Below are 25,588 nucleotides of genomic sequence, written 5' to 3'. Positions count from 1 at the left end.
CAAATTACCTCACTGAAAACCTTCGGCGCGCGCTCGTTGCAGGAGGTCCTGCCAGCGGGAAAGATTGCTCTTGCTCGACTGGTTACCTGTGCCTTGCCACAGGCCGGCGCTGTTGAAACTGAAAATGGGGGCAAGATCCGGACGCTGCGAGGCCGGGCGAATCTCGGGGTTCAGGTTGTCGAGAACCTGAGGCTCGGCGTTGGGCGTCGCATAGTAGGCCAGCACCATGTGAGCCTGCTGAATCGGACCGCTTGGCGTGTTCTGCGTGGCCTTGACGTAAACGAGGCGGAGTTTGTTGACCGGAATGCCAATGTTGATCAGCGAGTAATACTTGGCGATCGAGAAATCTTCGCAATCTCCCCAGCCCCGCCCGATGAATTCAATCGGGGTCGCCCAGTAATCAGACTGTCCCCACACATTGAGGTCGTCGGCGTACCCGATGCGGCGGTTGAAGAAGTCATTAACTGCACGTATTTTGTCTGAGTCGGAACGTGCTTTTGAGTCGGCCAGCAGGGCCTGCCAATCCTTGTATACGGGAAGTTGTGTTTGGCCGAAGCGGCTTGTCAGAGCTTGCTGAAGCTGTTCGAAGTCCAGCCCTAATGCTGCTTTCAGGCCGACCAAGGCGCACGTTGCACTAAATGTGACAAAGACGACTAAGCGAAACAGTGCGTATGTTCTTGGCAAGGGGCGGGCAGCGATTAGTCTGACTGTAAGTACATAATATTACATACAAAACCAGCTATCGTATCGCTATAATCTGGATCAAATATTAAAACAGGGGCTATTCATGCAAACCAATAAAACGCTCTCCTTGCTAATACTTCTGGCGCTTCCCACCCTTGGCCATAGTGCGCCGAGTTCGGAGGCACAGGGGACGTTGAAGGAGATAGCGCAGAAGGCAGTGCTGAACAGTCCTGAAGTGACGTCGAAGTGGCACAACTACAAGGCCGCGGAAGAAGAGATTGGTGTTGGCCGGGGCGGCTACTTTCCGCGGGTTGATTTCACGGCCGGGACCGGCCGGGAAAGCCTGGAACAAGCCCCGAGCAGCACGACGAACAAATACACGCGCAGCGGCTACGGCCTGAGCCTGAACCAGATCCTGTTCGACGGCTTTGCCACGCGCAACGAAGTTCGTCGCCTGGACAAGGCCCGGCTGGTTCGTTACTACGAACTGCTGGACGCCTCGGAAGCCGTTGCCCTGGAAGCCTCGCGCGCCTACCTTGATGTGCTGCGCTACCGCTTCCTGGTCAATCTGGCCGAAGACAACTACGTCCAGCACAAAGCGACCCACGAACAACTGCTGCGTCGTACGCAATCAGGCGTTGGTCGTCGGGTCGACCTTGAGCAAGCCGGCAGCCGCCTGGCCCTGGCCGAAATCAACCTGACCACCGAAACCGCCAACCTGCACGACGTCACGGCCCGCTACCAGCGCATCGTGAACAGCCAGCCGCCCAGCGTGATCGTTCCACCCAGCCAGGTTAGCAGCGGCTTGCCCGCCAGCCAGAAAGCTGCGCTGGACGTTCTGTACAAGAAAAACCCGACCCTGCTCGCCGCCGTCGAGAACACCGAAGCCGCCCAAAGCGAACTGGACGTCCGTCGCGCTGCCTACTCCCCCAAACTGGACCTGCGCGCCCGGACCGACAGCACCGACAACTACCTGGGCGCCAAAGGCGAACGGAACTACACCGTCGGCGAACTCGTCGTCAGCTTCAACCTCTTCAACGGCGGCGCCGACCGAGCCCGTGAAAAGCAATACATCGAGCGCAAGAACCTCTCGCTCGACCTACGGGAAAAAGCCTGCCGCGACACCCGGCAAACCCTGGCCATCGCCTACAACGACGTCGCCCGCCTGCGCGAACGAGCCACCGCCCTGGCCACCCAGGTCAGCCTGCTGGAAAAGACCCGCGACGCCTATCGCGACCAGTTCAACGTCGGTCAGCGCACCCTGCTCGACCTGCTCGACACCGAAAACGAATTGCTCAGTGCGCGTCGCAACGCAGTCAATGCAGACTCCGACCTGAGCCTCGCCTACCTGCGGACCTACGCTGGCATGGGCACACTCCTCGAACACCTGGGCCTGCAAAAGCTCGACACGCCGACCCCGGAAGCGAAAGAACTCGCCCAGGTCGACCTGGCAGAACTCTGCCCGAACGAAACCGCCGGCGTGCCGGTCCCGGATCGTGAAGCACTGAATGCCCGAGCGATGGCCCAACTGCAAGTCAAGCCAGCCCCCTTCGTGCCCGCAGCCTCGCCGGTCGCCGCAACCGGTCCGGACAGCGAAGTCCTTTCGCGGGTCAAGGGCTGGGCAGCAGCCTGGGCGGCGAAAGACTACAACGCCTACAGCGGCTTCTATGCGCCGACCTTCACGCCGGATGGTGGGCTATCGCGGGAAGACTGGGCGCAACTGCGTCGCAGCCGGATTTCGACGCGTGAGCACATCAATGTTGAGTTGCAGGATGTTAGCGTTCGGATGGAAGGTGCCGACCGTGCGCAAGTCAGTTTCCGCCAGATCTATCAGTCGAACCGCTATAACGACACGACGCAGAAGGCCCTGGAAATGATTCAGGTTGGTGGCAAGTGGCTGATCAACCGCGAGAGCTCGGTACCTTGCGGCGGTAGCACCACCGGTGGATGCAAGTCCGTCAAGTGAGGTATTTTCAACCCCTGATTCATCGACTGCTTTTGGTCGTTGGCGTATTTTTTGCGCTGAGTGCTGGTGCTCAGGAGGCTTTGGGGCCGACGCTGAGCAAAATATCTGCGCAAGGCCGGGTTTATCTCGGCTATCGCGAGGCGATGCCCCCTTTTACCTATGTGCTGGCGGGGGGCTCACAGCCGGCAGGCTATGTGTGGGATATCTGCCTGCATGTTGTAAAGGCGCTGGAAGCCAGAGTGGGCAAGTCGCTTGAGGTTGTTCCCGTTGTCGTGAGTGACAATGCTCGCCCGATGTTGATCAAGAATAATGTGGTTGATCTTGATTGCGGAGGTGCCGCGAATACGGTGGCTCGTCAGAAGCAGGTGGCCTTGTCGGTGACGCTCTATGTCAGTGATGTGAAAATTCTGGTTCGATCGGATAGCGGCCTGGCGATGCCGGCGGATTTGGCTGGGAAGCGGATCGTGACCGTCTCCGGCGGGAGCGAGCGTCAGTTGAAGCGTATGGCGCTGGAAAAAAATATCACGATGCAGCATCAATTGGCCAATTCGCCAGCAGAAGCGATGGCTTTATTGCATCAGGGCAGGACAGACGGGATTGTGGCTGAAGATGCAACGCTGTCGATTTTGCGTGCGGGCAAGGCCGAGTTTCGTTTGCTTGATGTGGTCTTGGCAACGGAGCCGCTGGCATTGATGTTCCCGTTGGGTGACGCGTCATTCAAGGCGCTTGTCGATGAAACACTGATCGGTTTGATGAAGCGTGGTGAAATGACGGCCATTTACGATAAATGGTTCATGTCGCCGCTTCCTTCTGAAAGTGTGTCACTTGATTTGCCGATGTCGCAGGCGCTCAAGGCGGCGATCCTGACGCCGAGCGATACGCCGGTCAACTGAGTCAAAAGCGGTAAAGAGTCAAAAGCAGTAAAGAGTCAAAAGCAGTAAAAAGGCCATGAAAATGGCCTTTTCTGATCAGAGTTTCGGGTTGAGTGTGTACGTGCCAATCAGGCTGGCTTCGGCCAGGATATGCCCCTGGATTGCTTGTCGTACTTCCGTCCCGCCAAACCGGCCTTCAACCGGCAGGTGCGCGACATCGAGTGCGTATAGCGTAAAAATGTAGCGGTGGATGATTTCGTCGTTCCATGGTGGGCATGGGCCGTCGTAGCCGTAGTAGTCGCCGCGCATGTCGTTGTCGCCAGCAAACCAGTCTGTGTAATTGTTGATCCCCTGGCGTGTGCCATGGGCGGCTTGAGGGCCGGGTTTGCCGCGTGGTGAAACGGTATTGCTGAATTCGCCCTGGGAAATCGCGTTGACCGTGGCAGGCAGGTCGATCAAAACCCAGTGGAAAAAATCGACTCGCGGCAAGCTGGCAGGAATGGTTCTGCCTTCCTGATTGACATCGTCGCCCTTGCTGGGGACGTCCGGGTCGTGGCAGATCAGGACGAAAGATTGGGTGTCCGCAGGAGCGCCGTCCCAAGCCAATGCGGGATTCAGGTTTTTACCGAGGCAAACGTGGTGCGCCGGGTCGGGGATGCAAAAGGAAAAATCGCCCGGAATCCGTTGCCCATCGGTAAAAGCGGTGCTGGTCAGTTTCATTGAGGCTGCTCCTTGTTATTCAGCCGCCCGACGTTTGAAGTCGCCAAGGCGGAAGCCGAGAATCCATAGTGTAGCGAAATAACTGCCTGCGCCAAGCGGGATGATCCAGGCGAGGCGAGCCAAACGTTCGACCATCGAGTTTTCCAGCCAGCTTGTTTCTACCCCCATGGAAAACCAAAGTGTCGTACCCATGGCGAGCATGGCCAGGACCAGTTTGGTGATGAATTTTGCCCAGCCGGGTTGTGGCGCAAAGATTTCTTGCTTGCGCAAGCCTCGGTAGAGCATTGCTGCATTCAGGCAGGCAGCCAGTCCGATCGACAGTGCCAGTCCGGCATGTTGCAACCAGCCGATGAATGCCAGGTTCATGGCTTGTGTCGCGAATAAGGAGATCAGTGCAATGCGAACCGGGGTTCTGACGTTTTGCCGGGCATAAAACCCCGGGGCCAGCACTTTGACCAAGATCAGTCCTGTCAGGCCGATGGCATAGGCAACGAGTGCTTCTCGGGTGTGCAGGACGTCCACTACAGAAAATGCGCCGTGGAAAAAAAGTGTGCTGATGAGCGGTACCGCCAGAATGGCAAGAGCCAGGGCGGCAGGTGCTGCGAGGAGCAGCGTCAGACGTAGCCCCCAGTCAAGCAGCTTTGAGTATTCTTCGTGATTGGCGCTCGCGTGATAGCGCGACAAGGATGGCAGCAGGATGGTGCCCAGGGCTGCGCCCAGCATCCCGGATGGGAATTCCATCAACCTGTCAGCGTAATACAACCATGAGACGCTGCCGGTTGCCAGGAAAGAGGCAAAGATGGTGTTGATCAGCAGGCTGATTTGAGACACCGAGACGCCGATCAGGGCTGGTGCCATGAGCATGAGTACGCGCCGAACCCCCGGGTTTTTCCAGGCGGCCTGCCAGTTGAGCGATGGTCGAGGCAGCATGGCAATTTTTTTCAGGGCAGGAATCTGGATGGCAAGCTGCAGCAATCCGCCCAAAAATACAGCCCAGGCCAGTGCCAGTACGGGTGGGTCAAAATATGGGGCAGCAAACAAGGCCATGCCGATGAAGGCAATGTTGAGTAGTACCGGCGTGAATGCAGGAAGTGCAAAGCGGCTCCATGTATTCAGAATGCCTCCGGCAAGAGCCACCAACGACATGAAGAAAATATAAGGGAAGGTAATGCGGGTGAGCGTTACGGTGAGTTCGAATTTGCTTGCGTCGGCAGAAAATCCGGGGGCCGATAGCCAAACCAGCAAAGGTGCTGTTGCGATGCCGATGGCGGTGATGGCAAACAAGGCAATGGAAAGCAGGCTAGCTACATGGTCAACCAGTGCCTTGGTTTCTATTTCTCCCTGTTTGTTGCGATATTCGCCAAGGATAGGGACGAATGCTTGTGAGAACGCCCCCTCGGCAAACATTCTGCGGAGCAGATTGGGGAGTTTGAATGCGACAAAAAACGCATCCGTAGCCAGGCCGGCGCCAAACGCACGCGCAATTACGAAATCGCGAACAAAGCCGAGAACGCGAGAAAGAAGGGTCATTCCACTGACAGTGGCCAGCGCTCGAAGCAGATTCATTGAGAGGGACGTTGCCTGAAAGGCGGATAGAAAGCTATAATTCTACGCTGTGCTTCGGCGCGAACTTCAGAAGCTTTATAAAACAAAGATTTCTGCTTCGTGACAAGCAGTGTGCCGGTGTAGCTCAGTTGGTAGAGCAGCGCATTCGTAATGCGAAGGTCGTAGGTTCGACTCCTATCTCCGGCACCAGAAATACCAAGGGCTGCATTTTCGCAGCCCTTTTTTTTATCCTGTTTTTTGCGCCCCTTGGTCCTGGCTGCGAATCTGGTTCCGGCCATTGCGTTTGGCGGCGTACAGGGACTCATCGGCGGCTTGTAGCAGCAGAGGGGCTGGGGTTTCGCAGGATGGAACCATGCTGGCGACGCCAAAGCTGCAGGAAATTAGGCCTCCTACGCCTCCCTGGTGTGGAATGCACAACTCTCGCGCGGAGCTGCGCATGCGCTCTGCGACGGCTTGCGCTCCGATGGCATCGGTGCCAGGCAAGATGGCGGCAAATTCTTCGCCACCGTAACGCGCCACAATGTCCTCGACACGAAACAGCGATTCGTTGAGTGCACCAGCAACCGCTTTCAGGCATTCATCACCCGCCTGGTGGCCGTATATGTCATTGAATTGTTTGAAAAAATCAACGTCGCCGATGACGATGCTCAAAGGTGCTTTCAGGCGTGAGCAGCGTCTCCACTCTGTGCGCAGCGTTTCGTCAAAATGCCGGCGGTTGGGGATGTTGGTCAGTCCATCAAGCAGGGAAAGAGCCTTAATCTGGCGATGCGCTTCGTGAATTTCTTTCTGCATGCAGACAATCCGTAACAGGGCGCGGACTTTGGCGAGCAGAACGACTTCAGAAACGGGTTTGTACAAAAAATCATCACCACCGGCCATGATGCCCTCGGCCAGGATGTCTTCGTCCATGACGGTCGACAGGAAAACAATGGGCGTCCAGGGCATGACTCCGGGTTGTTCTGCCGAGCGCTCCCAGGAGCGCATGCTTTTGGCGATGGACAGGCCGTCGGTATCGTGCAGGGCGATATCCATCAGCACCAGGCTGGGGTGGTGCTTGCAGAACTGATTGAGTGCCTGCGCCCCGTTTGCCGCGACGACTGTTTGTACGTCAGGTAATTGGGCCAGGCATTCGCTGATCAGTGATCGGTTGCTGGCGGATGGATCGACGATGAGTACGGTCGATTTGTTAGGGTCAAGCATTGCCTGCACAGGTTTTCAGAGAAGGAGATGATGGATCAATTTTTGATCATCATAGATCATTCCTTCGTGGTTTGAGTGAGGGGCCTGGTTTGATTCTGTGGCTGGGGGCTTCTGTCTTCGTCTCGGGCCGTTGTAATATGATGTGTATGTTCCATACGGTACCGTCTGGAGAAGGTGCCGATGTTCGTTGTTTTTAAAGGAGAGAGCGGCAATGCAAATTAAAGATAAAGTATTTCTGGTGACGGGGGCTGGTTCTGGTCTGGGCGCTGCAACAGCACGTACGCTCAGCGAAGCGGGCGCAAAAGTTGTCCTGGCAGACCTGAATCGTGTTGCTGGTGAAAAACTGGCCGCAGAGCTTGGTGCTGGTGCACGATTTGTTGAAACCGATGTGGCGAATGAGGCTTCTGCGGTCAACGCGATTCAGACGGCAATTTCCACATTTGGTGGTTTGCATGGTCTGGTCAATTGCGCGGGTGTTGCTCCAGCGGAAAAAGTGGTCGGCAAGGAAGGCCCGCACAAGCTGGAAAGCTTCGCCAAGGTGATCAACATCAATCTGGTTGGTACCTTCAACATGATTCGTCTGGCCGCCGACGCCATGATGAAAGGCGAGCCCGATGCAGGTGGTGAGCGTGGCGTGATTGTTAATACCGCATCCGTGGCTGCTTACGAAGGTCAGCTTGGGCAGGCCGCCTATGCTGCCTCAAAGGGCGGCATCGTTGCCTTGACCCTGCCGGTTGCCCGTGAGTTGTCGCGCAGCGGCATCCGTGTCATGACCATTGCTCCGGGGATCATGGAAACCCCGATGTTGCTTGGTATGCCGCAAGAAGTTCAGGATTCCCTCGGCAAGATGGTTCCGTTCCCTTCGCGCATGGGCAAGCCTGCCGAATATGCCAATCTGGTCAAGCATATTGCTGAGAATTCCTATCTGAATGGAGAGGTCATTCGTCTTGACGGTGCCATCCGGATGGGGACCAAATAAACTATACTTTGGCTCCGCCATTGACCCCCAAAGGCACTTAGGTGCCTTTTTTATTGCATGTCCCAAGCTTCTTGTTATCACTGCGGTCAACCTGTCCCGGGCGATGTAAACCTGCCGGTCACGATTGCCGAGCAGCCTCGTCCGATGTGTTGCTATGGCTGCCAGGCTGTGGCGCAGTCGATTGTCGATAACGGATTGGCGGACTATTACCGCAGTCGCGATGCCATGCCGGAGTCCCAGCGTGAAGCTTTACCGGGGATACTCGATCAACTGGCGCTATTTGATCATGCCGATTTCCAGAAAAGCTTCGTCAAGGCCCTGGGAGAAACTGAGCGCGAGGCTTCGCTGCTGCTTGAAGGGATCACCTGCGCTGCCTGCATCTGGCTCAATGAGCAGCATGTCGGGCGCTTGCCGGGGGTGACGGCGGTTGATATCAACTATGCCACCCGTCGCGCGCGGGTTCGTTGGGATGATTCGCGGGTCCGGTTGTCAGACATTCTTGGTGCGATAGCGGCGATCGGCTATCGAGCCTATCCCTACGACGCTGCCAAAAATGAAGAGATATCCCGCGAGGAGCGGCGTGACGCCCTTTGGCGCTTGTGGGTGGCAGGGTTTGGCATGATGCAGGTCATGATGTATGCCTTTCCGGTGTATATCGCAGATGGTGAAATGACCGCCGATGCCGAAAGCTTGATGCGCTGGGCCAGTCTTGTGCTGACATTGCCAGTGATTTTTTATTCATCGGCCCCGTTCTTCCGGCATGCCTGGCGTGATTTGATGTTACGCCGTGTCGGGATGGACGTGCCTGTCGCGCTGGGGGTTGGCGCGGCATTTGTTGCCAGCCTCTGGGCGACGGTGACCCAGTCCGGCGAGGTTTATTTCGACTCGGTCACCATGTTTGTCTTTTTCTTGCTGGGCGGCCGTTTCCTGGAAATGACCGCTCGCCAGAAAGCCTTGAGCGTGACGGAGGCGCTGGCCAAGCTATTGCCTGCTTTTGCACAAAAACTCCCGAATTTCCCGGTCGACCGTACGCCTGAGCAGAAAATCGTCGCCGACCTTGTGCCTGGCGATCATATTCTGGTTCGGGCGGGCGACACCATTCCGGCTGACGGGCGGGTCGTTGAAGGCGTCAGTTGTACCAGTGAAGCCTTGTTGACCGGTGAGAGCAAGCCGGTGCCCAAAATGCCGGGAGACGCGGTGACCGGCGGCTCGGTGAATGCGGAAAGCCCGTTGATCGTGCGCGTCGAACAGGTCGGAGAGACGACTCGGCTGTCCGCAATCATCCAGCTCATGGAGCGAGCGGCAGCCGAAAAGCCGAAAATCGTCGAGATGGCTGACCGCGTTGCCAGCTACTTCGTCGCGGTTCTTTTGCTGGTGGCCATGCTGGTTGCGGTTGGCTGGTACTTTGTCGATCCATCAAAAATGTTGTGGATCACGGTATCGGTACTGGTGGTGACTTGCCCGTGCGCGCTTTCGCTGGCAACGCCGATTGCCTTGACTGTTTCAGCCGGGGCCTTGGCCAAGGACGGTTTGCTGGTTACGCGTGGCCATGCGATTGAAACGCTTGCCCGGGCCAGCCATTTTGTTTTTGACAAAACCGGGACGCTGACAACGGGAAGAATGCGTTTGATGGATGTGATGTCCGTGAGCGATCTCCCGCGTGCTGCTTGTTTGCAGGTTGCGGCAGCGCTTGAGCGTTCGTCGGAGCATCCTGTGGCGGTCGCACTGTGCCGGGCTTCAGGTGTTGATGCTTTTTCGGCGGAGCAGGTTATTAGCGAGCCAGGTCAAGGAGTTGAGGCGCTCGTGGCTGGCAAGCGCTATCGCATCGGCCGGCCTGCTTATGTTTTTGGACTTGGCGGCGGCGTCTTGCCGGATGCTGCGGTCGACTGGCTGGAAAGTGGCGATACGGTCGTTGTCCTGGGCGATGAGCGAGGTTGCCTGGCGCTGTTCCGCATCGGCGATGAAATTCGTGACGAGTCGAAGGCCTTGGTCGAGGCTTTGAAACAGGCGGGGAAAAAAATTGTTTTGCTGACAGGGGATGCCCCTTCCGTTGCTCGGCGTGTTGCGGCCCTGATCGGGATTGATGATGTGCGTGCAGGTATGACGCCGCAAGGGAAGCATGAATGTGTCCTGGCGCTTCAGGCGGAGGGTGCAGTGGTCGCAATGGTCGGAGATGGGGTCAACGATGCGCCGGTATTGGCTCAGGCCCAGGTGTCTGTTGCTATGGGAGGTGGTGCTCAGCTGGCCCGGACGCAGTCGGATTTTGTCTTGCTTTCGGAAAATCTGGATCACTTGCGGAAAGGTTTGCTCAGGGCAGAGAAAACCTTGCGCATCATCCGCCAGAATCTATGGTGGTCTTTCGCCTACAATTTCGTCGCTTTGCCACTGGCGATTGCCGGGTGGGTAACGCCCTGGTTGGCAGGGATCGGCATGTCGGCCAGTTCCCTGCTTGTTGTTCTTAACTCGTTGCGTATTCAGAAGCGGGAGCATGATTGATGGAAAGTATTTATCTGTTGATTCCCATTTCGGTCATCCTGGTCTTCGGTATCGCCTTTGCCTTCTGGTGGTCGGTGCGTAGCGGACAGTTTGATGACCTTGAGGGGCCTGGGTTTCGAATTTTGATGGATGATGAGATGCCCAAGCCTGAGCCGAAAGCCCGGGATTCCGAAAAAGCAGAGAATGTTTGACCTGAATCAACGTTAACCGGGCGTGTTCTTGGCACTATGCTGTCTGTGTGAGGTAAGTGCCTCACGAACATTCTCTGTTGGGGTTGGGGTGCGTTGCGACGCACCCTTTTTTTGTCCACAAATCCCCCATTTGACGTGCTTCCTAATTACTTGGAACTAATTCGGCTTAGATAGTCGGTAGGTTGATCTAGGTCAAAACGTCGCCACTAATCTAGAATACTATCCGCATTCAAGTGCCGCCTTGGGTTTAGGGAGGTGTGCATTCCGTTTTTTATTAACGAGAGGTGGGTTCATGTCTGGATCGCAAACCACATATAACGATAAGGTCGTACGGCAGTTTGCTGTCATGACCGTCATTTGGGGCATCGTCGGCATGCTTGTCGGTGTCATCATTGCTGCACAACTTGTGTGGCCGGAGCTGAATATTGGCCCTTGGCTTCACTTCGGGCGTCTTCGTCCGCTGCACACCAATGCGGTTATTTTTGCATTTGGTGGCTGTGCGCTTTTTGCAACTTCTTACTGGTGCGTTCAGCGTACCAGTCACGCTCGCCTTTGGGGCGGTCCGCTGGTTCCCTTTACGTTCTGGGGCTGGCAAATCATTATTCTTCTGGCCGCAATTACCCTGCCTTTGGGTATTACCTCCGGCAAAGAATATGCTGAACTCGAATGGCCGATCGATATCCTGATCACGCTGGTCTGGGTTTCATACGCACTGGTTTTCTTCGGAACAGTTGCCAAGCGTACGGTTTCCCATATTTATGTGGCCAACTGGTTCTTTGGTGCCTTCATCATCGCCGTTGCTCTGCTGCATCTGGTTAACAGCGCAGCCGTTCCGGTTTCGCTGACTAAGTCCTACTCGGTGTACTCCGGCGTTCAGGATGCAATGATCCAGTGGTGGTACGGTCACAATGCCGTAGGTTTCTTCCTGACCGCAGGCTTCCTGGGCATGATGTATTACTTCGTCCCGAAGCAGGCTGGCCGTCCGGTTTACTCCTATCGCCTTTCCGTTGTGCACTTCTGGGCCCTGATCTTCACCTACATGTGGGCAGGTCCTCATCATCTGCACTACACCGCACTGCCGGATTGGACCCAGTCTGTCGGGATGGTCTTCTCGCTGATTCTGCTGGCTCCGTCCTGGGGTGGCATGATCAACGGCATCATGACGCTGTCTGGTGCATGGCATAAGCTGCGCGACGACCCCGTCCTGAAGTTCCTGATCACTTCGCTGTCCTTCTACGGTATGTCGACCTTCGAAGGTCCGATGATGTCCATCAAGACCGTCAATGCGCTGTCGCACTACACCGACTGGACTGTTGGCCACGTGCACTCCGGTGCCCTTGGTTGGGTTGCCATGGTGTCGATCGGTTCTATCTACTATCTCCTGCCGAAACTCTTTGGCAAGTCGGAAATGTATAGCACCAAGCTGGTTACGACCCACTTCTGGATCGCCACCATCGGGACCGTGCTGTATATCGCTTCGATGTGGATTGCCGGTGTGATGCAGGGTCTGATGTGGCGTGCAGTGAATGCCGACGGTACGCTGGCTTACAGCTTCGTTGAGTCAGTCAAGGGTTCCTATCCATTCTGGGCGATCCGTTGGTTGGGTGGCGTTCTGTTCCTGTCCGGCATGCTGATCATGGCCTACAACATGTTCAAGACGATTGCTGGTGGCAAGACGCAAGACGTGCCGGTGGTTGTTCCGGTCGCTCACCACGCCTGATTAGGGAGAAATAATAATGATCAAGCACGAGCAAATTGAAAAAAGCGTTGGTCTGCTCATCGTTCTGACGCTGCTTACTGTGATTTGGGGTGGTCTGCTCGAAATCGTTCCGCTCTTTTTCCAGAAGTCGACCACGACACCGGTTGAAGGTCTGAAGCCTTACTCGGCAGTCCAACTGGCCGGTCGCGATATTTATGTTCGCGAGGGTTGCTTCCTCTGCCATTCGCAGATGATTCGCCCGTTCCGTGCAGAGACTGAGCGCTACGGCCACTATTCGGTTGCTGGCGAATATGTCTACGATCACCCGTTCCAGTGGGGTTCGAAGCGTACCGGTCCGGATCTGCATCGCGTTGGCGGCCGTTACTCCGATGAATGGCAGCGTGCACACTTGATGAATCCTCGCGACGTGGTGCCAGAGTCCAACATGCCGGCTTTTGCCTTCCTGGCAAATACCAAGGCTAAGGATTCCGTTGGCGCTGATATCGAAGCCAAGATGCAGGTAATGCGTGGCTACGCTAATGCACGGAGTATTCCGACTTATACCGATGAAGATATCAAGGCCGCCAAGGCCGCTATCGGTGACAAGACGGAAATGGATGTTCTCATCGCATACCTGCAAGGCTTGGGTACTGCACTGAGCACCATGAAGCAATAAGCCATGGACATCAATGATCTGCGTTCCATCACAACAGTTTTAGGGTTGCTCTGCTTCCTCGGAATTGTTGCATGGGCTTACGGCAAGGGCAGCAAAAAGGGGTTTGAAGAAGCTGCAAATTTGCCGTTCGCAGGGAATGATGACGACGGTGCGGTGTCTCGTACATCGCACCAGCGCTGAGATAAAGGAAAGCAAATGAGCGATTTCGTTAGCGATTTTTGGAACCTGTACGTCGTAGTGATCGTCACGGGAAGTATTCTTGCCTGTGTTGCACTGCTGATCATTCAGGGCAAAGCGACTTTCACTCCCGGCAAGACCATGGGTCATGTTTGGGATGAGACTCTTGAGGAGTACAACAATCCAATGCCACGCTGGTGGACCTGGATGTTTGTCATTACCGTGATTTTTGCGTTTGTTTATTTGGCGCTCTATCCGGGACTTGGCAACTTCAAGGGGATGCTGGGCTGGACGGCTGTTGGTCAGCACAAAGCCGAGGTAGCTAAAGTCGATGCAGCGGTCAAGCCGTTGTTCGACAAATACTTGGCGATGGATGTCAAGGCGGTGGCTGCAGACAAGCAGGCAATGGAAATGGGCAAGCGTCTTTTCCTGACCTACTGCATGCAATGTCATGGCGCTGATGCGCGTGGTGCCAAGGGCTTCCCGAACCTGACCGACAGTGATTGGCTGTATGGCGGTGAGCCGGAACAGATCAAGCAAACCATTGCTGATGGTCGTATGGGTGTCATGCCTCCGCACGCTCAGCTGGGTGCTGATACTGTGAAAGACTTGGCCAATTTCGTTCGTTCCCTCTCTGGTTTGCCGAGTGACTCCGTGCGTGCCGCCAAGGGCAAGGAAGCTTTTGCTTCTGCCGGTTGCCTGGGGTGCCATGGTCCTGAAGGCAAAGGGATGCATGCAGTTGGTGCTCCGAACCTGACGGACAAAGTCTGGCTCTACGGTTCATCTGAAGCAACCATCTCTGAAACGATCAACAATGGTCGTCAGAACAAGATGCCGGCCTGGAAGGAATTCCTTGGCGAAGCCAAGGTGCATTTGTTGTCTGCCTATGTGTTCAGCTTGAGCCAAGGCGCCAAGTAATTGGCTTGAAACGGGGCGGTGATCCGCCCCGTTTTTTCTACGGAGTTTTTCCCGTACCAAAATTGCGTTATTCGGCAGAGTGAATTGGCGCAAAAGCGGAATTTTGATACGGCTAAAATCATATGATCTCTCCCGAAACACCCCCTTCTCTCTCGGAGAGTGTGCCTCCCGTAGTGGTTTCCTTCTACGAAAAGCACAAGAAAATCTACATTCGAGATGTCCGCGGATGGTGGAATACTTGGCGTTGGGTGCTGGTTTGGCTGACGCAAATCATTTTTTTCGGCACGCCATGGCTGCAATGGAATGACCGGCAGGCCGTGCTTTTTCACCTTGCTGAACGTAAGTTTTATCTGTTCGGTTTGGTACTCTGGCCACAGGATGTTTTTTACCTGGCGCTGCTGCTGATCATTTCTGCATATGCTCTTTTTCTGTTTACGGCAATTGCCGGGCGGCTTTTTTGCGGCTACGCATGCCCCCAGACTGTTTATTCAGAAATATTCATGTGGGTCGAAAACCGGGTAGAAGGAGATCGTGCTTCGCGTATGAAGCTCGATAAAGCCAAGATTACATTCCGGAAGTTTCGACTGAAGGCACTGAAGCATTTTGTTTGGATAGCTTTGTCGTTGTGGACCGGCTTCACTCTGGTGGCTTATTTCACGCCTGTTGCTGAATTGCTGAATGCCTTACCGTTTGGACTGTCGGGCTGGGAGTTGTTCTGGATGTTGTTTTATGCAGGGTTTTGCTACATGCAAGCTGGTTTTTTGCGTGAGCAGGTCTGCAAGTACATGTGCCCCTATGCCCGTTTTCAGGGAGTGATGTTCGATCCGGATACTCTTGTCATTACATACGATGCTGCACGCGGTGATCCGCGGGGGGCTAGAAAAAAGAATGTCGATAAATCGCTGCAACTGGGTGATTGCGTCGATTGTGGTCTGTGCGTAGTGGTGTGCCCAACGGGGATTGATATTCGCAAGGGTATTCAATACGAATGTATTGGCTGCGGCGCCTGCATTGATGCGTGCGATCCGGTGATGGAGAAAATTGGGGCACCGCGTGGCTTGATTCGGTACACAACAGAAAACGCACTGGCCAGACATTTTTCACCGGCAGATATCGCAAAACATATTTTGCGACCCCGGATTATGGTGTACACCGCAATTCTTGTGGCGATTACGCTGGCTTCGGTGGTTTCTTTGGCGGTTCGAGTTCCGTTGAAAGTGGACGTTATTCGGGATCGCTCACTTCTTGCTCGTGAGGCAGAAGATGGGCGCATCGAGAATGTTTACAACCTGAAGATCATGAATACGACAGAGGCGGCTCAACGATATGCACTGAAAGTCGATGGCCTTGGCGGTGCAGAAATCGTCGGGGAGCCCAGCGTTTCGGTTGGTAGCGCCGAAAATCATGAAATAACGGTCGTGGTTCGTGTGCCGCCAGATGTCGGGAATAAAGGTGCTAACTCGATTTTTTTCGATATTAAGGCTTTCGATCACGATCATATTTCAGTTCGTGAAAAGGCCACTTTTTTGATGCCCTGATATGAGTATTTCAATGACGATGCGTGATAAATCAGCCTGGTATAAACACCCTTGGCCCTGGATCTTGATGGCTGGGCCGGGTTTGGTGATTGTCGCTGGTGTTGTAACTGTCTGGCTGGCAGTAGTCAGTAATGACGGTCTGGTTACTGATGATTATTACAAGCAGGGACTTGCCGTCAATCAGCGAATGCATCGTGATCATCAGGCGAGCGCTCTTGGTTTGCATGCGGATTTGATGCGCTCGGACGGCAAGGTTCGGTTACTGCTTGGTGCGGCCGCCGAGGTCTCGTTGCCCGAGACGCTTGTGGTGAAATTGGCGCATCCGACTCGTGCCGGACAGGATCAACTGGTCGAGATGAAAGCAGAAGGGCAAGGGTTTTACAGTGGGCAATTGCTTGCTGATGTGGGTGGTCGTTGGGTAATTTCAATAGAGGATCCGGCTGGCCAGTGGCGCTTGCAAGGGGAGTGGGTTGCTGATTCTGGCGAGCCGCTTCGGCTGGAAACCAAACTTGAGAAGTAATTTTTTAGCTACGGGAGGTGACATATGGCATGGGAACTATTGTTTGGCAGTGATATTGGCCTGATGAGCTTGGGCGTTATTGTTGGCGTCTTGGTGATCGGGGTGATCATGGGCAAGTTGTATTCCAGTAAGGTTGAGGAAGAGTCCCGCGGTCTCGGCAAGTAAATTTATTTGTCATTTCGCCCTGATGGGCGGATTATTCCCCCGTGCAGGTTTTCTGCCGGGGGATTTTGTTTTTGGGAACAAGAAAACTATTTAAGGCACTTCTGCTTTCTTTAGTGGTTCACCTGTCTTTTCTAGGGATCTGGACTGCCGTCTCAAAAGGTGCTGCTCGGCCAGCAAGACGGATCGACGTAACGATTGCTCCTGCCCGAGTTGAACCGCAGGAAAGTGAACAAACACCTGATTTTTTGGCAGGAAAACAGGTGCTGGCGGCGCAACGTCGCGGTCAACGGTCACTAAATCCGAAAAAAGCTGAACTCGGTGAGCGTGCTTCTAGTGCCGCAGCAACCAAAGCTGCCATACGGAACACTGAGTCTGGTATCCGGTCAGCCAAGTCTGATTTGACGGCTGATAGCGGGAGTGTCGTTAATCGCGAGGGAATCCAGCAATATCGCTTTGATCTGGCAAGAAGAATGCAGGGATGGCGTCCCCCCGGCGTTGTGACAACAGGGGGCCTGGCAGAAAATGTCGTGTTGTTGCGGGTCGAAAGCATGCGCGGCAGCAACACTCCCGGTGTCATTCTGGAGCGTTCTAGTGGAAATCGCGCGCTGGATGATTTCGCCTATGAATTGCTCAAAAGGGCGGTCGGCTTTACGCCTGTACCTGATGCCCTGGGGCAATCAGCATTCAGCTTCGTAGTGCCGATTCACTCTTGGCTTGCTGAGTGAGACTCCAGTGCGCTCAGTTCAGCTTCGTGAAAGTTGAAGCTTCCCGCGTCGCGATCCTTTAAATAAAGGGCGATGCAATGATGGACGCTTTCAAAAGATAGCGTTTTCCAAGGAATATCTTCGGGTAAGAACAGGGCAACTTCCAGGCTTTCTTCGCCTGCGGCATAACTGGGGGATGAGAGTTTCCCACGGTAAAAAAGATGTACTTGATTGATTTCAGCCATGCTGAACATCGCAAATGCCTGGTCAATTTCGACTGTCGCCCCGGATTCTTCCAGTGTTTCGCGTTTGGCAGCTTGTGCCGTCGTCTCCCCGTTTTCCATGAAGCCGGCGGGAAGCGTCCAGAATCCTTTTCGAGGCTCAATCGCGCGTCGGCAAAGTAATATTTTTCCTGACCATTCGGCGATGCAGCCCACGATCATTCGTGGATTTTCGTAGTGAATGTGTCCGCACAGAGAGCAGACGTGGCGGAACATGGTGTCGCCGGCAGGAATCAAGCGGGTGACAGTGGCGCCACAAGAATTGCAGTAGCGAATCATCGAAAGCATGGGCGGTAAGAGATTGGGCAGTTTATCACTCGCCAAGTCCCGGAATCACCAATGGAGCAAGGGGAAACGCATTTCTTCCTTTGCACTCGGTCGATGCCTGTGGCTACAATGGCGAACACTAATAAGGACATCTGCGTCGGCTTGATATCGGCGCGGTCGGGGGTTCCATATGTTTCTGATCATTGGTTATGTCGTCATTCTTGCGGCTGCGCTGGGCACTTATGCTGTTCACGGCAGTCTTCTTGCGCTATGGGTCCCGCTTGAATACGTTGCCATTATTGGTTTGACGATCGGATACTTCATCGCTTCGAACAGTATTGGCGTCATCAAGGCGACTGTTGGTGCCGTGCCCGGTATCTTGAAGGGCTCAAAATTCACCAAGGCGTATTACATCGATGCGCTGGCCATGCTGTTTGAAATTCTTGGCAAGGTGCGCAAAGAGGGGCTGATGTCGATCGAAAGTGACATCGAAAACCCGGATGCCAGCCCTATTTTCAGCAAGTACCCTGGGTTGGTGCACGACCATCATGTGATGGAGTTCGTCACCGATTACTTGCGCATGATGGTGGGTGGTAATCTGAATACGGTTGAAATCGAAAGTCTGATGGACGTTGAACTGGAAACGCATCATCACGAAGCTGCCGAACCTGGTCACGTAGTGGCAAATATCGCCGGTTCGGTTCCTGCGTTCGGTATTGTGGTTGCGGTGATGGGCGTGGTTAACGTGATGGGCTCGGTGGGCAGTCCTCCGGCTGTTCTTGGCAAAATGATCGGCGGTGCGTTGGTCGGTACCTTCTTGGGTATTCTGATTGCCTATGGTTTTGTCGAACCGGTTGCCAAATTGCTTGAACAAAAAGCCCACGAAGACGCAAAAATTTACCAGATGATCAAAATGGTGCTGCTGGCTTCGATGTCCGGTTATGCCCCTCAGGTCGCCGTAGAGTTCGGGCGCAAAACGCTGAACTCGCATTCTCGCCCGAGTTTCCGTGAGCTTGAGGAAGACCTCAAGTCACGTAAAGGCAAGTAACGACGCTACATAAAACTGAGCCAGATAAATGAGCGACGACTCTACCCGCCCTATAGTCATCAAACGCAAGAAAGTCATTGCGGGCGGAGCGCACGGCGGTGCGTGGAAAATTGCCTATGCCGACTTTGTGACGGCAATGATGGCATTTTTCCTTTTAATGTGGTTGCTGGGTTCCACGGCCAAGGGGGATCTGCAAGGTATTGCTTCCTTCTTTCAGAATCCGGTAAAGGTTGCTCAGGCCGGGGGGAGCGGGTCTGGCGATGCAACCAGTGTGTTGCAGGGCGGGGGCAAGGATTTGACGCGCCAGGCCGGACAGGTCAAGCAAGGGGATGTCGAGGCAAGGAAAACAACCTCGTTCTCGAAGGAGGCTCAGGTTGAATTTCGTCGCAAAGAGCAGGAGCGTCTTGAGGTTCTCAAAGCCGACATACAAAAAATGATCGAGCAAAGCCCGCAGCTTGCGCAATTCAAAAAGCAGATGCTGCTGGATATTACTTCCGAAGGTTTGCGGATTCAGATCGTCGATGAGCAAAACCGCCCGATGTTCGACTCAAGTAGTGCCGATTTGAAGCCCTACACGCGAGACATCCTTCGCCAGATCGGAAAAGCATTAAATGGTGTCAGCAACCGGATCAGCCTGGCAGGGCATACCGATGCGGCGCAATTCGTCGGGGGCGCCCAGGGCTTTTCGAATTGGGAGTTGTCCGCCAACCGGGCCAATGCTTCACGGCGCGAGTTGGTTCAGGGGGGGCTTGAGGACGGCAAGGTCTTGAGAGTGGTCGGTTTGGCATCCACTGTCTTGTTCGACAAGAATGACCCGCTGAACTCCGTCAACCGGCGCATTAGTATCGTTGTCTTGAACCAGCGGACCGAGGATGCAATCCTGCAGGAAGAGGGGCCGGAGTCTGAAGTGGCCAATCCGGAAACAGTACCCCAAGGTCTGATTCTGCCTGGCGTCGCAAAAGGCACCTCGGGTTAGGTCTGCCCGTTGATCGGGATCTGAGGGAACATGTGGACATGCTCTCCGAAAAATTGAATGCTCTTAAACAGGGCGTAAGCAACAATCCAGTCAGTCAAACCGGCTACGACAGCGGTGAAGTTGAGTTGTTCTGATTTATATACGAGGAAAAAATGGCAAAAACCATTCTTGCAGTTGATGACTCCGCCTCCATCCGTCAGATGGTGTCGTTCACCCTGAAAAGTGCTGGCTACGATGTAATTGAAGCCGTTGATGGGATGGATGGCCTCGACAAAGCCAAGACGAGAAGCGTCAATCTGGTCTTGACCGACCAGAATATGCCGCGCATGGATGGATTGTCCCTGATTAAAAATCTGCGTGGTATGCCGCAATACGCGTCAACGCCGATCCTGATGCTGACGACCGAGTCCTCCGATGCCATGAAGGCTCAGGGGCGCGCTGCCGGAGCGACTGGTTGGCTGGTCAAACCGTTTGATCCGCAGAAACTGATTGAAGTCGTGCGCAAGGTCATCGGATAAGCCGATGTCGGCAAACCAGCCTTTGGCTGGTATTCCTTGCATTCGATTTCCGGCCGCGACTTTGGGCGCAGCCGTGGTGAGGGGGTAGCATGGCTATCGACATGAGTCAGTTCTACCAGGTGTTCTTCGAGGAATCGGCAGAGCATCTGGCGGCAATGGAGTCGCTTCTGCTTGATCTGGATCTTGAAAATCCAGATTCCGAGCAACTCAATGCCATCTTTCGGGCCGCGCATTCGATCAAGGGCAGTGCGGGTACTTTCGGCTTTACCGACCTGGCTGAAACGACGCACATCCTGGAAAACCTGCTTGACCGCATTCGGAAGCAGGAACTCGCGTTGCGCGCCGATATGGTCGATGCCTTCCTGCAATGCGGGGATCAATTGCGCGAGATGCTCGAAGCGCACCAAGGCAGAGGGGAGACCGATCCCAAGGCGGTTGAAGAAATTTGTGCCCGTCTGCGTCAATTGTCATCCGATGAAGCGCCGTCACCCGCCAATATCGCAGAGACTCAGCCAAAGTCTGGCCCTGTCGTTGTGCCGGTAGAAAATGCCGTTGATTCAGCGTCGACCGCAGGACTCGAAGGCAAGCACGTTTTCGATATCCAGTTCGTTCCGACAGAAATTTCTGCCCGCGGCGAAGGCGTCGCCAATTTGCTTGATGAGTTGCGTGGTTACGGAGAGCTGGAAGTCTTGGTCCGTCCGGAGGCTGCCGCAAACAACGCAGGCTTTTGGCAACTTCGCCTGACCACCCAATCTGCGCAGGACGATTTTGCCGATCAGATCGACTTCATTGCGGATAACGGTGCCTGGCGTGTTACTGAAGACAAGTCAGTCGCTGATAACGGGACTTCGGCCTTTGGTTTCTTCGATGATTCTCCCGGGGTGCCGGATGACGATCGGGGTTATGGTTTCTTTGAGGCGCCTGAGCAAGCGGACGGATCCTCTTTCCCGGAAGCTGCGGTCGACGATGCTTCCTATGGCTTTTTTGAACCGCTGCCGGTGCAGTCTCCTGCGCCAGTAGCGAGCGGCGTTGAGGAGGGGGGCGGCTACGGTTTTTTTGAACCGATCGCACCAGTCCCATCCGCCGTCGTTAATGCCACCCCTGTTGCCGAGCAGGGTGATGGATTCGGTTTTTTTGAACCGCTTGTTGCGCCGGTCCCTGAACCCTCAGCCGATACTCCCGCGCTTGAGCCGGCCAGTGTGGCATTGGTTGCATCCAAGCCTGTTGCTGAAGCACCCGCCCGCGTAGTGCGTACTGGTGGTGGTGCTCAGGCGGCTTCCGACTCATCGATTCGTGTCAGTATCGAAAAAGTTGATCAACTGATCAATCTGGTTGGCGAACTGGTGATTACCCAGGCAATGTTGCTCCAGACCTCGACCCAGATGCAGGAAAGTGCACCTGAGCGCCTGATCAACGGCTTGGCCCAGCTGGAGCGTAATACGCGTGATTTGCAAGAGTCCGTGATGTCCATCCGGATGATGCCGATTTCCTTTGTCTTCTCGCGCTTTCCTCGCGTTGTGCGTGACTTGTCAGGCAAGCTGGGCAAGCAGGTCGAGTTGAAAACTTCCGGTGAAACAACTGAGCTCGACAAGAGCCTGATCGAACGGATTACCGATCCGCTGACCCACTTGATCCGGAACAGCCTTGATCATGGCATCGAGTCGCCGGAAAAGCGCGTCGCCGCAGGCAAGAGTCCGGTTGGGACCATTACGCTCCGGGCCTATCATCAGGGTGGCAACATCGTTATCGAGGTTGGCGACGATGGTGCCGGGTTGCCGCGAAACAAGATTCTCGCCAAGGCGCGTGAAAAAGGGCTGCAGGTTTCCGATCAGATGACGGATGCTGAAGTGTTCAACCTGATTTTTGAGGCTGGATTTTCCACCGCAGATCAGGTCACTGATGTTTCCGGACGTGGGGTTGGCATGGATGTGGTCCGTCGCAATATCCAGGCGATGGGCGGTCGGGTCGAAATCGAGTCGATGCTCGGGGTCGGCACGCGAATGACGGTACGTTTGCCGCTGACGCTGGCCATTCTCGACGGAATGTCCGTGGCAGTCGGCGACCAGACTTATATCTTGCCGCTCTCCTACGTGGTCGAATCCTTGCAGCCGCAACAGGGCGATATTAAAACCCTGTCGAATCAGGCGCGCGTCATTCAGGTTCGTGGCGAATATTTGCCAGTGGTCGTTTTGCACGAAGTCTTCAACATCAAGTCAGGCTGGAGCGATTTCACGCAGGGCATCATGGTCGTGCTCGATGCTGATGGGACAAAAGCGGCGCTTTTTGTCGATGCGCTGGTGGGGCAGCATCAGGTAGTCATCAAGAGTCTCGAGGCGAATTACCGGCGTGTCGCTGGCGTGTCCGGCGCAACCATCATGGGAGATGGCCATGTGGCGCTGATCCTTGATGTCTCGGCAATTGCCGGTATGGCTAAATCGAATATGCAGAAAGCCGGCTGACGGCTGAACCAAGGAGCAACGTATGGAAGCGAAGACACATGGTGGCGTGACGGTGGCAGAAGATGACCTGATTGCCAGTGAGTTTCTGACCTTTACGCTGGGCAGCGAGGAGTATGCAATCGATATTCTCAAGGTGCAGGAAATTCGGGGCTATGAACCGCCGACCTTGATTGCCAATTCGCCCCCCTTCATCAAGGGTGTGATTAATCTGCGCGGCATTATCGTTCCCATTGTTGACCTGAGAATCAAATTCAACCTGGGCAAGATCGAATACACCCCTTTCACCGTCGTGATCATCCTGAATGTGGCCGGGCGAGTGATTGGTGTCGTGGTCGACAGTGTTTCTGATGTCATTTCGCTGACGTCAAGCCAGATCAGGCCGGCGCCTGACTTTTCCGGCAGTTTTGATACCAAGTACATTCTCGGGCTTGCTTCGCAGGATTCCCGCATGATGATCGTGACCGATATTGAACGTCTCATGACCAGTGCCGACATGGAACTGATCGATAGCGCTGCCGCCTGATACTGGCTGCCAAGGAGCAATGATGTTGAGAAATATGCGAATAGGTACTCGTTTGTTCTGGCAGGCGCTCAGTATGGCCTTATGGTTTTCCGTACTGGTCGGACTGGCGCTGTTCTACATGCGTGATCTGAATCGTGCCACCGAGTCCGTTTATGTCGAAAAACTGGAGCCCGGTGCGATCGTCCTGCGTATCCAGACCCTGATGGCCGAAAACAACCAGCAGATTGTCTCTGCCTTGTTGCATGACCCGGCGGGCAAGCTTGCCGTCAAGCACGATCATCCGATTACCATGCACACGGATCAGGTGGCTAAAAACCGTGACCAGATCACTGCGCTCTGGTCGCAATTCAAGGCCCGGCAACTGAACGAGCAGGAGCAGGCACTAGCCGCTGAATATGAGTCGGCGCGTGCTGTTTTTGTCAAAGAGGGCTTGCTGGAGGCTGCAAAATCCTTGCATGCAGGGGATTTTGACCAAGCAGCGGATATTTATGTCAAAACCACTCGTCCCGCGTATGTGAAGGCAAGCCAGGCGGCCGAGGCGCTGCGGGTTTACTACAGCGAGTCGGGGCGTCAGCTTTTCGTTGAGGCGCAGCAGACATACGAGTCGACTTCGCGTTTGCTCATCCTTCTGGCGCTGGCGGTTACCGCTTTGATTGCCGTTTTTTCCTACGTTTTTACCCGCAGTATCACGCTGCCGTTGGCCGGTGCTCTGGGGGTGGCTGATGCCGTGGCTTCGCTGCAGTTGGATAACCAGATCGATACTTCGGGCAAGGATCAGGTTTCGGATGTCATGCACGCACTCGAGAAAATGCAGGCGCAACTGAAGGCTCGCATTGAAAGCGATCGCCTTGCTGCAGATGAAACCTTGCGGATCAAGGTGGCGCTGGACGTGACGTCGAATAGCGTGATGGTGGCTGATCCGGATGGCCGGATCATTTACTGCAATGCAGCCGTGCTCGAAATGATGCGTCTGGCCGAAAGCGATTTGCGTAAGGAATTGCCCAACTTCCGGGCGGATGCAATCCTGGGATCCAACTTCGATATCTACCATAAGCAACCCAGTCATCAGCGGAACTTGCTGGCCGGGCTGAAAGGTACGTATCGTGCGGAAATCCATGTCGGAGGGCGGTATTTCAGCCTGGTTGCTTGTCCGATCATGAATGAGCGTGCCGAGCGTCTCGGTACGGTTGTCGAATGGCGCGACCGTACGGCTGAGGTGGAAATCGAGAGTGAAGTGTCGAGCATTATTGCCGATGCGGTTGCGGGCGATTTCAGCAAGCGTCTGAATGCAGAAAAGATGACCGGCTTTTTCAAGCAGATCTCGGAAGGCATCAATGATCTGCTGGCGGCAAACTCCCGCGCATTGGGTGACGTGGGTGCCATGCTGACCCGCATGTCGCACGGCGATCTGACCCAGAAAATTGATACCGACTACCGCGGCATGCTTGGGAAGCTCAAGGATGATGCCAATGCTACGGTCGACAATCTTCAGGAGATCATTTTCTCCATCAAGGATGCTTCGGAAGCCATTAATACCGCCGCTCAGGAAATCGCCTCCGGCAATCAGGATCTTTCCAGCCGGACGGAAGAACAGGCCAGCAGTCTTGAGGAAACGGCTTCCAGCATGGAGCAGTTGACCGGGACCGTCCGCCAGAACTCCGACAATTCGCGCCAGGCCAACGAGTTGGCGAATAGCGCCCAGCAGATTGCGGTGAAGGGCGGTGAAATGGTTGGCCAGGTCGTCCAGACCATGGGGGCGATTCATCACTCAAGCAGCAAGATCGCCGACATTATCGGGGTGATCGACGGGATTGCCTTCCAGACCAACATCCTGGCTTTGAATGCAGCGGTCGAGGCGGCGCGTGCCGGCGAGCAGGGGCGTGGTTTTGCCGTCGTGGCAACCGAGGTGCGCAATCTGGCGCAGCGCAGTGCTGCCGCCGCCAAGGAGATCAAGGGGCTGATTGCCGACTCGGTTGAAAAGGTTGAAACAGGGAACCGGCTTGTCGATCAGGCCGGCCGCACGATGGAAGAGGTGGTGGCCAGTATCAAGCGCGTTGCCAACATCATGGCCGATATTTCGGAGGCCAGCCGGGAGCAAAGTTCAGGTATCGATCAGGTCGGGCTGGCGGTGAGCCAGATGGATGAAATGACGCAGCAGAATGCCGCACTTGTCGAACAGGCTGCGGCTGCCGCTGAAAGTCTCGAGGAACAGGCGCGCAATCTGATGAGCTCGGTGTCCGTCTTCGCTCTGACCGGACATCGCCAGGCTGCTGCCCCCGTTGTTCCTGAGGTTCGGCGTGCGCCGCCGGCGGCAACTCGCCCGGCTTTGTCACACAAGAACCCCGTGCGCTTGCAGCAAACGGCCCAGAAAGCACCCGCCCATCAGGTGTCGCAGGGTGGTGGGGCCGATGAATGGGCTGAGTTTTGATCCGAGAGAAGAGTGAC

At 55.0% G+C, this 25,588-nt stretch carries 24 protein-coding genes and 1 tRNA gene; 20 read left to right on the top strand and 5 right to left on the bottom strand.

Going from position 1 to position 25,588, the window contains the following annotated elements:
• Positions 1–9: 9 nt before the first annotated feature.
• Positions 10–621: a transglutaminase-like cysteine peptidase gene (locus tag KI614_RS12595; protein ID WP_226406047.1), complete on the bottom strand. Its 612-nt coding sequence runs from the start codon at positions 619–621 to the stop codon at positions 10–12.
• A 166-nt stretch (positions 622–787) separates the two neighbouring features.
• Between KI614_RS12595 and KI614_RS12590 the strand changes: the two genes are divergently transcribed.
• Positions 788–2,650 carry a TolC family outer membrane protein gene (locus KI614_RS12590; protein WP_226406046.1) on the top strand — a complete coding sequence of 621 codons (1,863 nt, stop codon included), beginning with the start codon at positions 788–790 and terminating at the stop codon, positions 2,648–2,650.
• Positions 2,632–3,543, top strand: a complete 912-nt coding sequence (locus tag KI614_RS12585; RefSeq protein WP_226406045.1) for a transporter substrate-binding domain-containing protein — start codon at positions 2,632–2,634, stop codon at positions 3,541–3,543. Before KI614_RS12590 ends, KI614_RS12585 begins: the two co-directional genes overlap by 19 nt.
• A 75-nt stretch (positions 3,544–3,618) precedes the next feature.
• On the opposite strand, the gene KI614_RS12580 is transcribed toward KI614_RS12585, so the two are convergent.
• Together KI614_RS12580 and murJ are read right to left on the bottom strand one after the other, a co-directional pair.
• Entirely contained in the window at positions 3,619–4,242 is a 624-nt protein-coding gene (locus KI614_RS12580; RefSeq protein ID WP_226406044.1) for a YbhB/YbcL family Raf kinase inhibitor-like protein, read from the bottom strand.
• 15 nt (positions 4,243–4,257) lie between these two features.
• Complete coding sequence (gene murJ / locus KI614_RS12575; RefSeq protein ID WP_226406043.1) at positions 4,258–5,808, bottom strand: murein biosynthesis integral membrane protein MurJ; 1,551 nt, start codon at positions 5,806–5,808, stop codon at positions 4,258–4,260.
• 113 nt (positions 5,809–5,921) lie between these two features.
• Between murJ and KI614_RS12570 the strand changes: the two genes are divergently transcribed.
• Positions 5,922–5,997 (top strand) — tRNA-Thr (locus tag KI614_RS12570).
• A 36-nt stretch (positions 5,998–6,033) separates the two neighbouring features.
• On the opposite strand, the gene KI614_RS12565 is transcribed toward KI614_RS12570, so the two are convergent.
• Positions 6,034–7,008, bottom strand: a complete 975-nt coding sequence (locus KI614_RS12565; protein WP_226406042.1) for a diguanylate cyclase — start codon at positions 7,006–7,008, stop codon at positions 6,034–6,036.
• Positions 7,009–7,219: 211 nt separating this feature from the next.
• Here KI614_RS12565 and KI614_RS12560 point away from each other — a divergent pair, with 211 nt between their 5' ends.
• From KI614_RS12560 to KI614_RS12510, 11 genes are all read left to right on the top strand, one after another.
• Positions 7,220–7,987 (top strand): 3-hydroxyacyl-CoA dehydrogenase, encoded by a 768-nt coding sequence (locus KI614_RS12560; RefSeq protein ID WP_226406041.1) that lies wholly within the window; start codon positions 7,220–7,222, stop codon positions 7,985–7,987.
• A gap of 57 nt (positions 7,988–8,044) precedes the next feature.
• Positions 8,045–10,483, top strand: a complete 2,439-nt coding sequence (locus tag KI614_RS12555) for a heavy metal translocating P-type ATPase (protein ID WP_226406040.1) — start codon at positions 8,045–8,047, stop codon at positions 10,481–10,483.
• Positions 10,483–10,674: a cbb3-type cytochrome oxidase assembly protein CcoS gene (ccoS, locus tag KI614_RS12550; protein ID WP_226406039.1), complete on the top strand. Its 192-nt coding sequence runs from the start codon at positions 10,483–10,485 to the stop codon at positions 10,672–10,674. Before KI614_RS12555 ends, ccoS begins: the two co-directional genes overlap by 1 nt.
• Positions 10,675–10,966: 292 nt before the next feature.
• Positions 10,967–12,394, top strand: coding sequence for a cytochrome-c oxidase, cbb3-type subunit I (gene ccoN, locus KI614_RS12545; RefSeq protein ID WP_226406038.1), 1,428 nt, complete (start codon positions 10,967–10,969; stop codon positions 12,392–12,394).
• A gap of 19 nt (positions 12,395–12,413) precedes the next feature.
• Positions 12,414–13,049, top strand: a complete 636-nt coding sequence (gene ccoO / locus KI614_RS12540; protein WP_203469430.1) for a cytochrome-c oxidase, cbb3-type subunit II — start codon at positions 12,414–12,416, stop codon at positions 13,047–13,049.
• 3 nt (positions 13,050–13,052) lie between these two features.
• Positions 13,053–13,229 (top strand): cbb3-type cytochrome oxidase subunit 3, encoded by a 177-nt coding sequence (locus KI614_RS12535; RefSeq protein ID WP_203467369.1) that lies wholly within the window; start codon positions 13,053–13,055, stop codon positions 13,227–13,229.
• A gap of 15 nt (positions 13,230–13,244) precedes the next feature.
• On the top strand, positions 13,245–14,144 hold the full coding sequence (gene ccoP / locus KI614_RS12530; RefSeq protein WP_203467368.1) for a cytochrome-c oxidase, cbb3-type subunit III: 900 nt from the start codon (positions 13,245–13,247) through the stop codon (positions 14,142–14,144).
• Between the two features lie 122 nt (positions 14,145–14,266).
• Entirely contained in the window at positions 14,267–15,682 is a 1,416-nt protein-coding gene (ccoG, locus tag KI614_RS12525) for a cytochrome c oxidase accessory protein CcoG (protein ID WP_413464155.1), read from the top strand.
• 13 nt (positions 15,683–15,695) lie between these two features.
• The gene (locus tag KI614_RS12520; protein WP_226406036.1) at positions 15,696–16,202 is read left to right on the top strand and encodes a FixH family protein; all 507 of its coding nucleotides are present in this window, start codon (positions 15,696–15,698) and stop codon (positions 16,200–16,202) included.
• Between the two features lie 24 nt (positions 16,203–16,226).
• Positions 16,227–16,367 (top strand): DUF3149 domain-containing protein, encoded by a 141-nt coding sequence (locus KI614_RS12515; RefSeq protein ID WP_203467365.1) that lies wholly within the window; start codon positions 16,227–16,229, stop codon positions 16,365–16,367.
• A gap of 41 nt (positions 16,368–16,408) precedes the next feature.
• Positions 16,409–17,092, top strand: a complete 684-nt coding sequence (locus KI614_RS12510) for a hypothetical protein (RefSeq protein ID WP_226406035.1) — start codon at positions 16,409–16,411, stop codon at positions 17,090–17,092.
• Here the strand turns inward: KI614_RS12510 and KI614_RS12505 are convergent.
• Positions 17,071–17,631, bottom strand: a complete 561-nt coding sequence (locus KI614_RS12505; protein WP_319002855.1) for an NUDIX hydrolase — start codon at positions 17,629–17,631, stop codon at positions 17,071–17,073. The genes KI614_RS12510 and KI614_RS12505 overlap by 22 nt on opposite strands.
• A 178-nt stretch (positions 17,632–17,809) precedes the next feature.
• Here KI614_RS12505 and motA point away from each other — a divergent pair, with 178 nt between their 5' ends.
• The 6 genes from motA to KI614_RS16420 all read left to right on the top strand — a co-directional run bounded on the left by motA (position 17,810) and on the right by KI614_RS16420 (position 25,571).
• Positions 17,810–18,667, top strand: a complete 858-nt coding sequence (gene motA, locus KI614_RS12500) for a flagellar motor stator protein MotA (RefSeq protein WP_226406034.1) — start codon at positions 17,810–17,812, stop codon at positions 18,665–18,667.
• Between the two features lie 28 nt (positions 18,668–18,695).
• The gene (gene motB / locus KI614_RS12495) at positions 18,696–19,643 is read left to right on the top strand and encodes a flagellar motor protein MotB (RefSeq protein ID WP_226406033.1); all 948 of its coding nucleotides are present in this window, start codon (positions 18,696–18,698) and stop codon (positions 19,641–19,643) included.
• 152 nt (positions 19,644–19,795) lie between these two features.
• Positions 19,796–20,161, top strand: a complete 366-nt coding sequence (locus KI614_RS12490; protein ID WP_226406032.1) for a response regulator — start codon at positions 19,796–19,798, stop codon at positions 20,159–20,161.
• 89 nt (positions 20,162–20,250) lie between these two features.
• Positions 20,251–22,620, top strand: coding sequence for a chemotaxis protein CheA (gene cheA, locus KI614_RS12485; RefSeq protein ID WP_226406031.1), 2,370 nt, complete (start codon positions 20,251–20,253; stop codon positions 22,618–22,620).
• Positions 22,621–22,642: 22 nt separating this feature from the next.
• Positions 22,643–23,143, top strand: coding sequence for a chemotaxis protein CheW (locus tag KI614_RS12480; protein ID WP_203467358.1), 501 nt, complete (start codon positions 22,643–22,645; stop codon positions 23,141–23,143).
• Between the two features lie 34 nt (positions 23,144–23,177).
• Positions 23,178–25,571 carry a methyl-accepting chemotaxis protein gene (locus tag KI614_RS16420; RefSeq protein ID WP_319002658.1) on the top strand — a complete coding sequence of 798 codons (2,394 nt, stop codon included), beginning with the start codon at positions 23,178–23,180 and terminating at the stop codon, positions 25,569–25,571.
• Positions 25,572–25,588 lie beyond the last annotated feature (17 nt).

This window comes from Dechloromonas denitrificans, assembly GCF_020510665.1.
Lineage (GTDB): Bacteria > Pseudomonadota > Gammaproteobacteria > Burkholderiales > Rhodocyclaceae > Azonexus > Azonexus denitrificans_B.
The sequence above is the reverse complement of the archived record's forward strand: the minus strand, read 5'-3'. Positions and strand labels throughout refer to the sequence as shown.

What these genes read in the sequence shown, in the direction of transcription:
- ccoS (WP_226406039.1), top strand. Translation starts at nt 10,483, where the DNA reads ATGGAAAGTATTTATCTGTTGATTCCCATTTCGGTCATCCTGGTCTTC.
- KI614_RS12560 (WP_226406041.1), top strand. Translation starts at nt 7,220, where the DNA reads ATGCAAATTAAAGATAAAGTATTTCTGGTGACGGGGGCTGGTTCTGGT.
- motA (WP_226406034.1), top strand. Translation starts at nt 17,810, where the DNA reads ATGTTTCTGATCATTGGTTATGTCGTCATTCTTGCGGCTGCGCTGGGC.
- KI614_RS12505 (WP_319002855.1), bottom strand. Translation starts at nt 17,631, where the DNA reads ATGATTCGCTACTGCAATTCTTGTGGCGCCACTGTCACCCGCTTGATT.
- KI614_RS12535 (WP_203467369.1), top strand. Translation starts at nt 13,053, where the DNA reads ATGGACATCAATGATCTGCGTTCCATCACAACAGTTTTAGGGTTGCTC.
- KI614_RS12585 (WP_226406045.1), top strand. Translation starts at nt 2,632, where the DNA reads ATGCAAGTCCGTCAAGTGAGGTATTTTCAACCCCTGATTCATCGACTG.
- ccoN (WP_226406038.1), top strand. Translation starts at nt 10,967, where the DNA reads ATGTCTGGATCGCAAACCACATATAACGATAAGGTCGTACGGCAGTTT.
- KI614_RS12480 (WP_203467358.1), top strand. Translation starts at nt 22,643, where the DNA reads ATGGAAGCGAAGACACATGGTGGCGTGACGGTGGCAGAAGATGACCTG.
- KI614_RS12565 (WP_226406042.1), bottom strand. Translation starts at nt 7,008, where the DNA reads ATGCTTGACCCTAACAAATCGACCGTACTCATCGTCGATCCATCCGCC.
- KI614_RS12580 (WP_226406044.1), bottom strand. Translation starts at nt 4,242, where the DNA reads ATGAAACTGACCAGCACCGCTTTTACCGATGGGCAACGGATTCCGGGC.
- ccoP (WP_203467368.1), top strand. Translation starts at nt 13,245, where the DNA reads ATGAGCGATTTCGTTAGCGATTTTTGGAACCTGTACGTCGTAGTGATC.
- cheA (WP_226406031.1), top strand. Translation starts at nt 20,251, where the DNA reads ATGGCTATCGACATGAGTCAGTTCTACCAGGTGTTCTTCGAGGAATCG.
- motB (WP_226406033.1), top strand. Translation starts at nt 18,696, where the DNA reads ATGAGCGACGACTCTACCCGCCCTATAGTCATCAAACGCAAGAAAGTC.
- KI614_RS12520 (WP_226406036.1), top strand. Translation starts at nt 15,696, where the DNA reads ATGACGATGCGTGATAAATCAGCCTGGTATAAACACCCTTGGCCCTGG.
- KI614_RS12555 (WP_226406040.1), top strand. Translation starts at nt 8,045, where the DNA reads ATGTCCCAAGCTTCTTGTTATCACTGCGGTCAACCTGTCCCGGGCGAT.
- ccoG (WP_413464155.1), top strand. Translation starts at nt 14,267, where the DNA reads ATGATCTCTCCCGAAACACCCCCTTCTCTCTCGGAGAGTGTGCCTCCC.
- KI614_RS16420 (WP_319002658.1), top strand. Translation starts at nt 23,178, where the DNA reads ATGCGAATAGGTACTCGTTTGTTCTGGCAGGCGCTCAGTATGGCCTTA.
- murJ (WP_226406043.1), bottom strand. Translation starts at nt 5,808, where the DNA reads ATGAATCTGCTTCGAGCGCTGGCCACTGTCAGTGGAATGACCCTTCTT.
- KI614_RS12490 (WP_226406032.1), top strand. Translation starts at nt 19,796, where the DNA reads ATGGCAAAAACCATTCTTGCAGTTGATGACTCCGCCTCCATCCGTCAG.
- KI614_RS12515 (WP_203467365.1), top strand. Translation starts at nt 16,227, where the DNA reads ATGGCATGGGAACTATTGTTTGGCAGTGATATTGGCCTGATGAGCTTG.
- KI614_RS12590 (WP_226406046.1), top strand. Translation starts at nt 788, where the DNA reads ATGCAAACCAATAAAACGCTCTCCTTGCTAATACTTCTGGCGCTTCCC.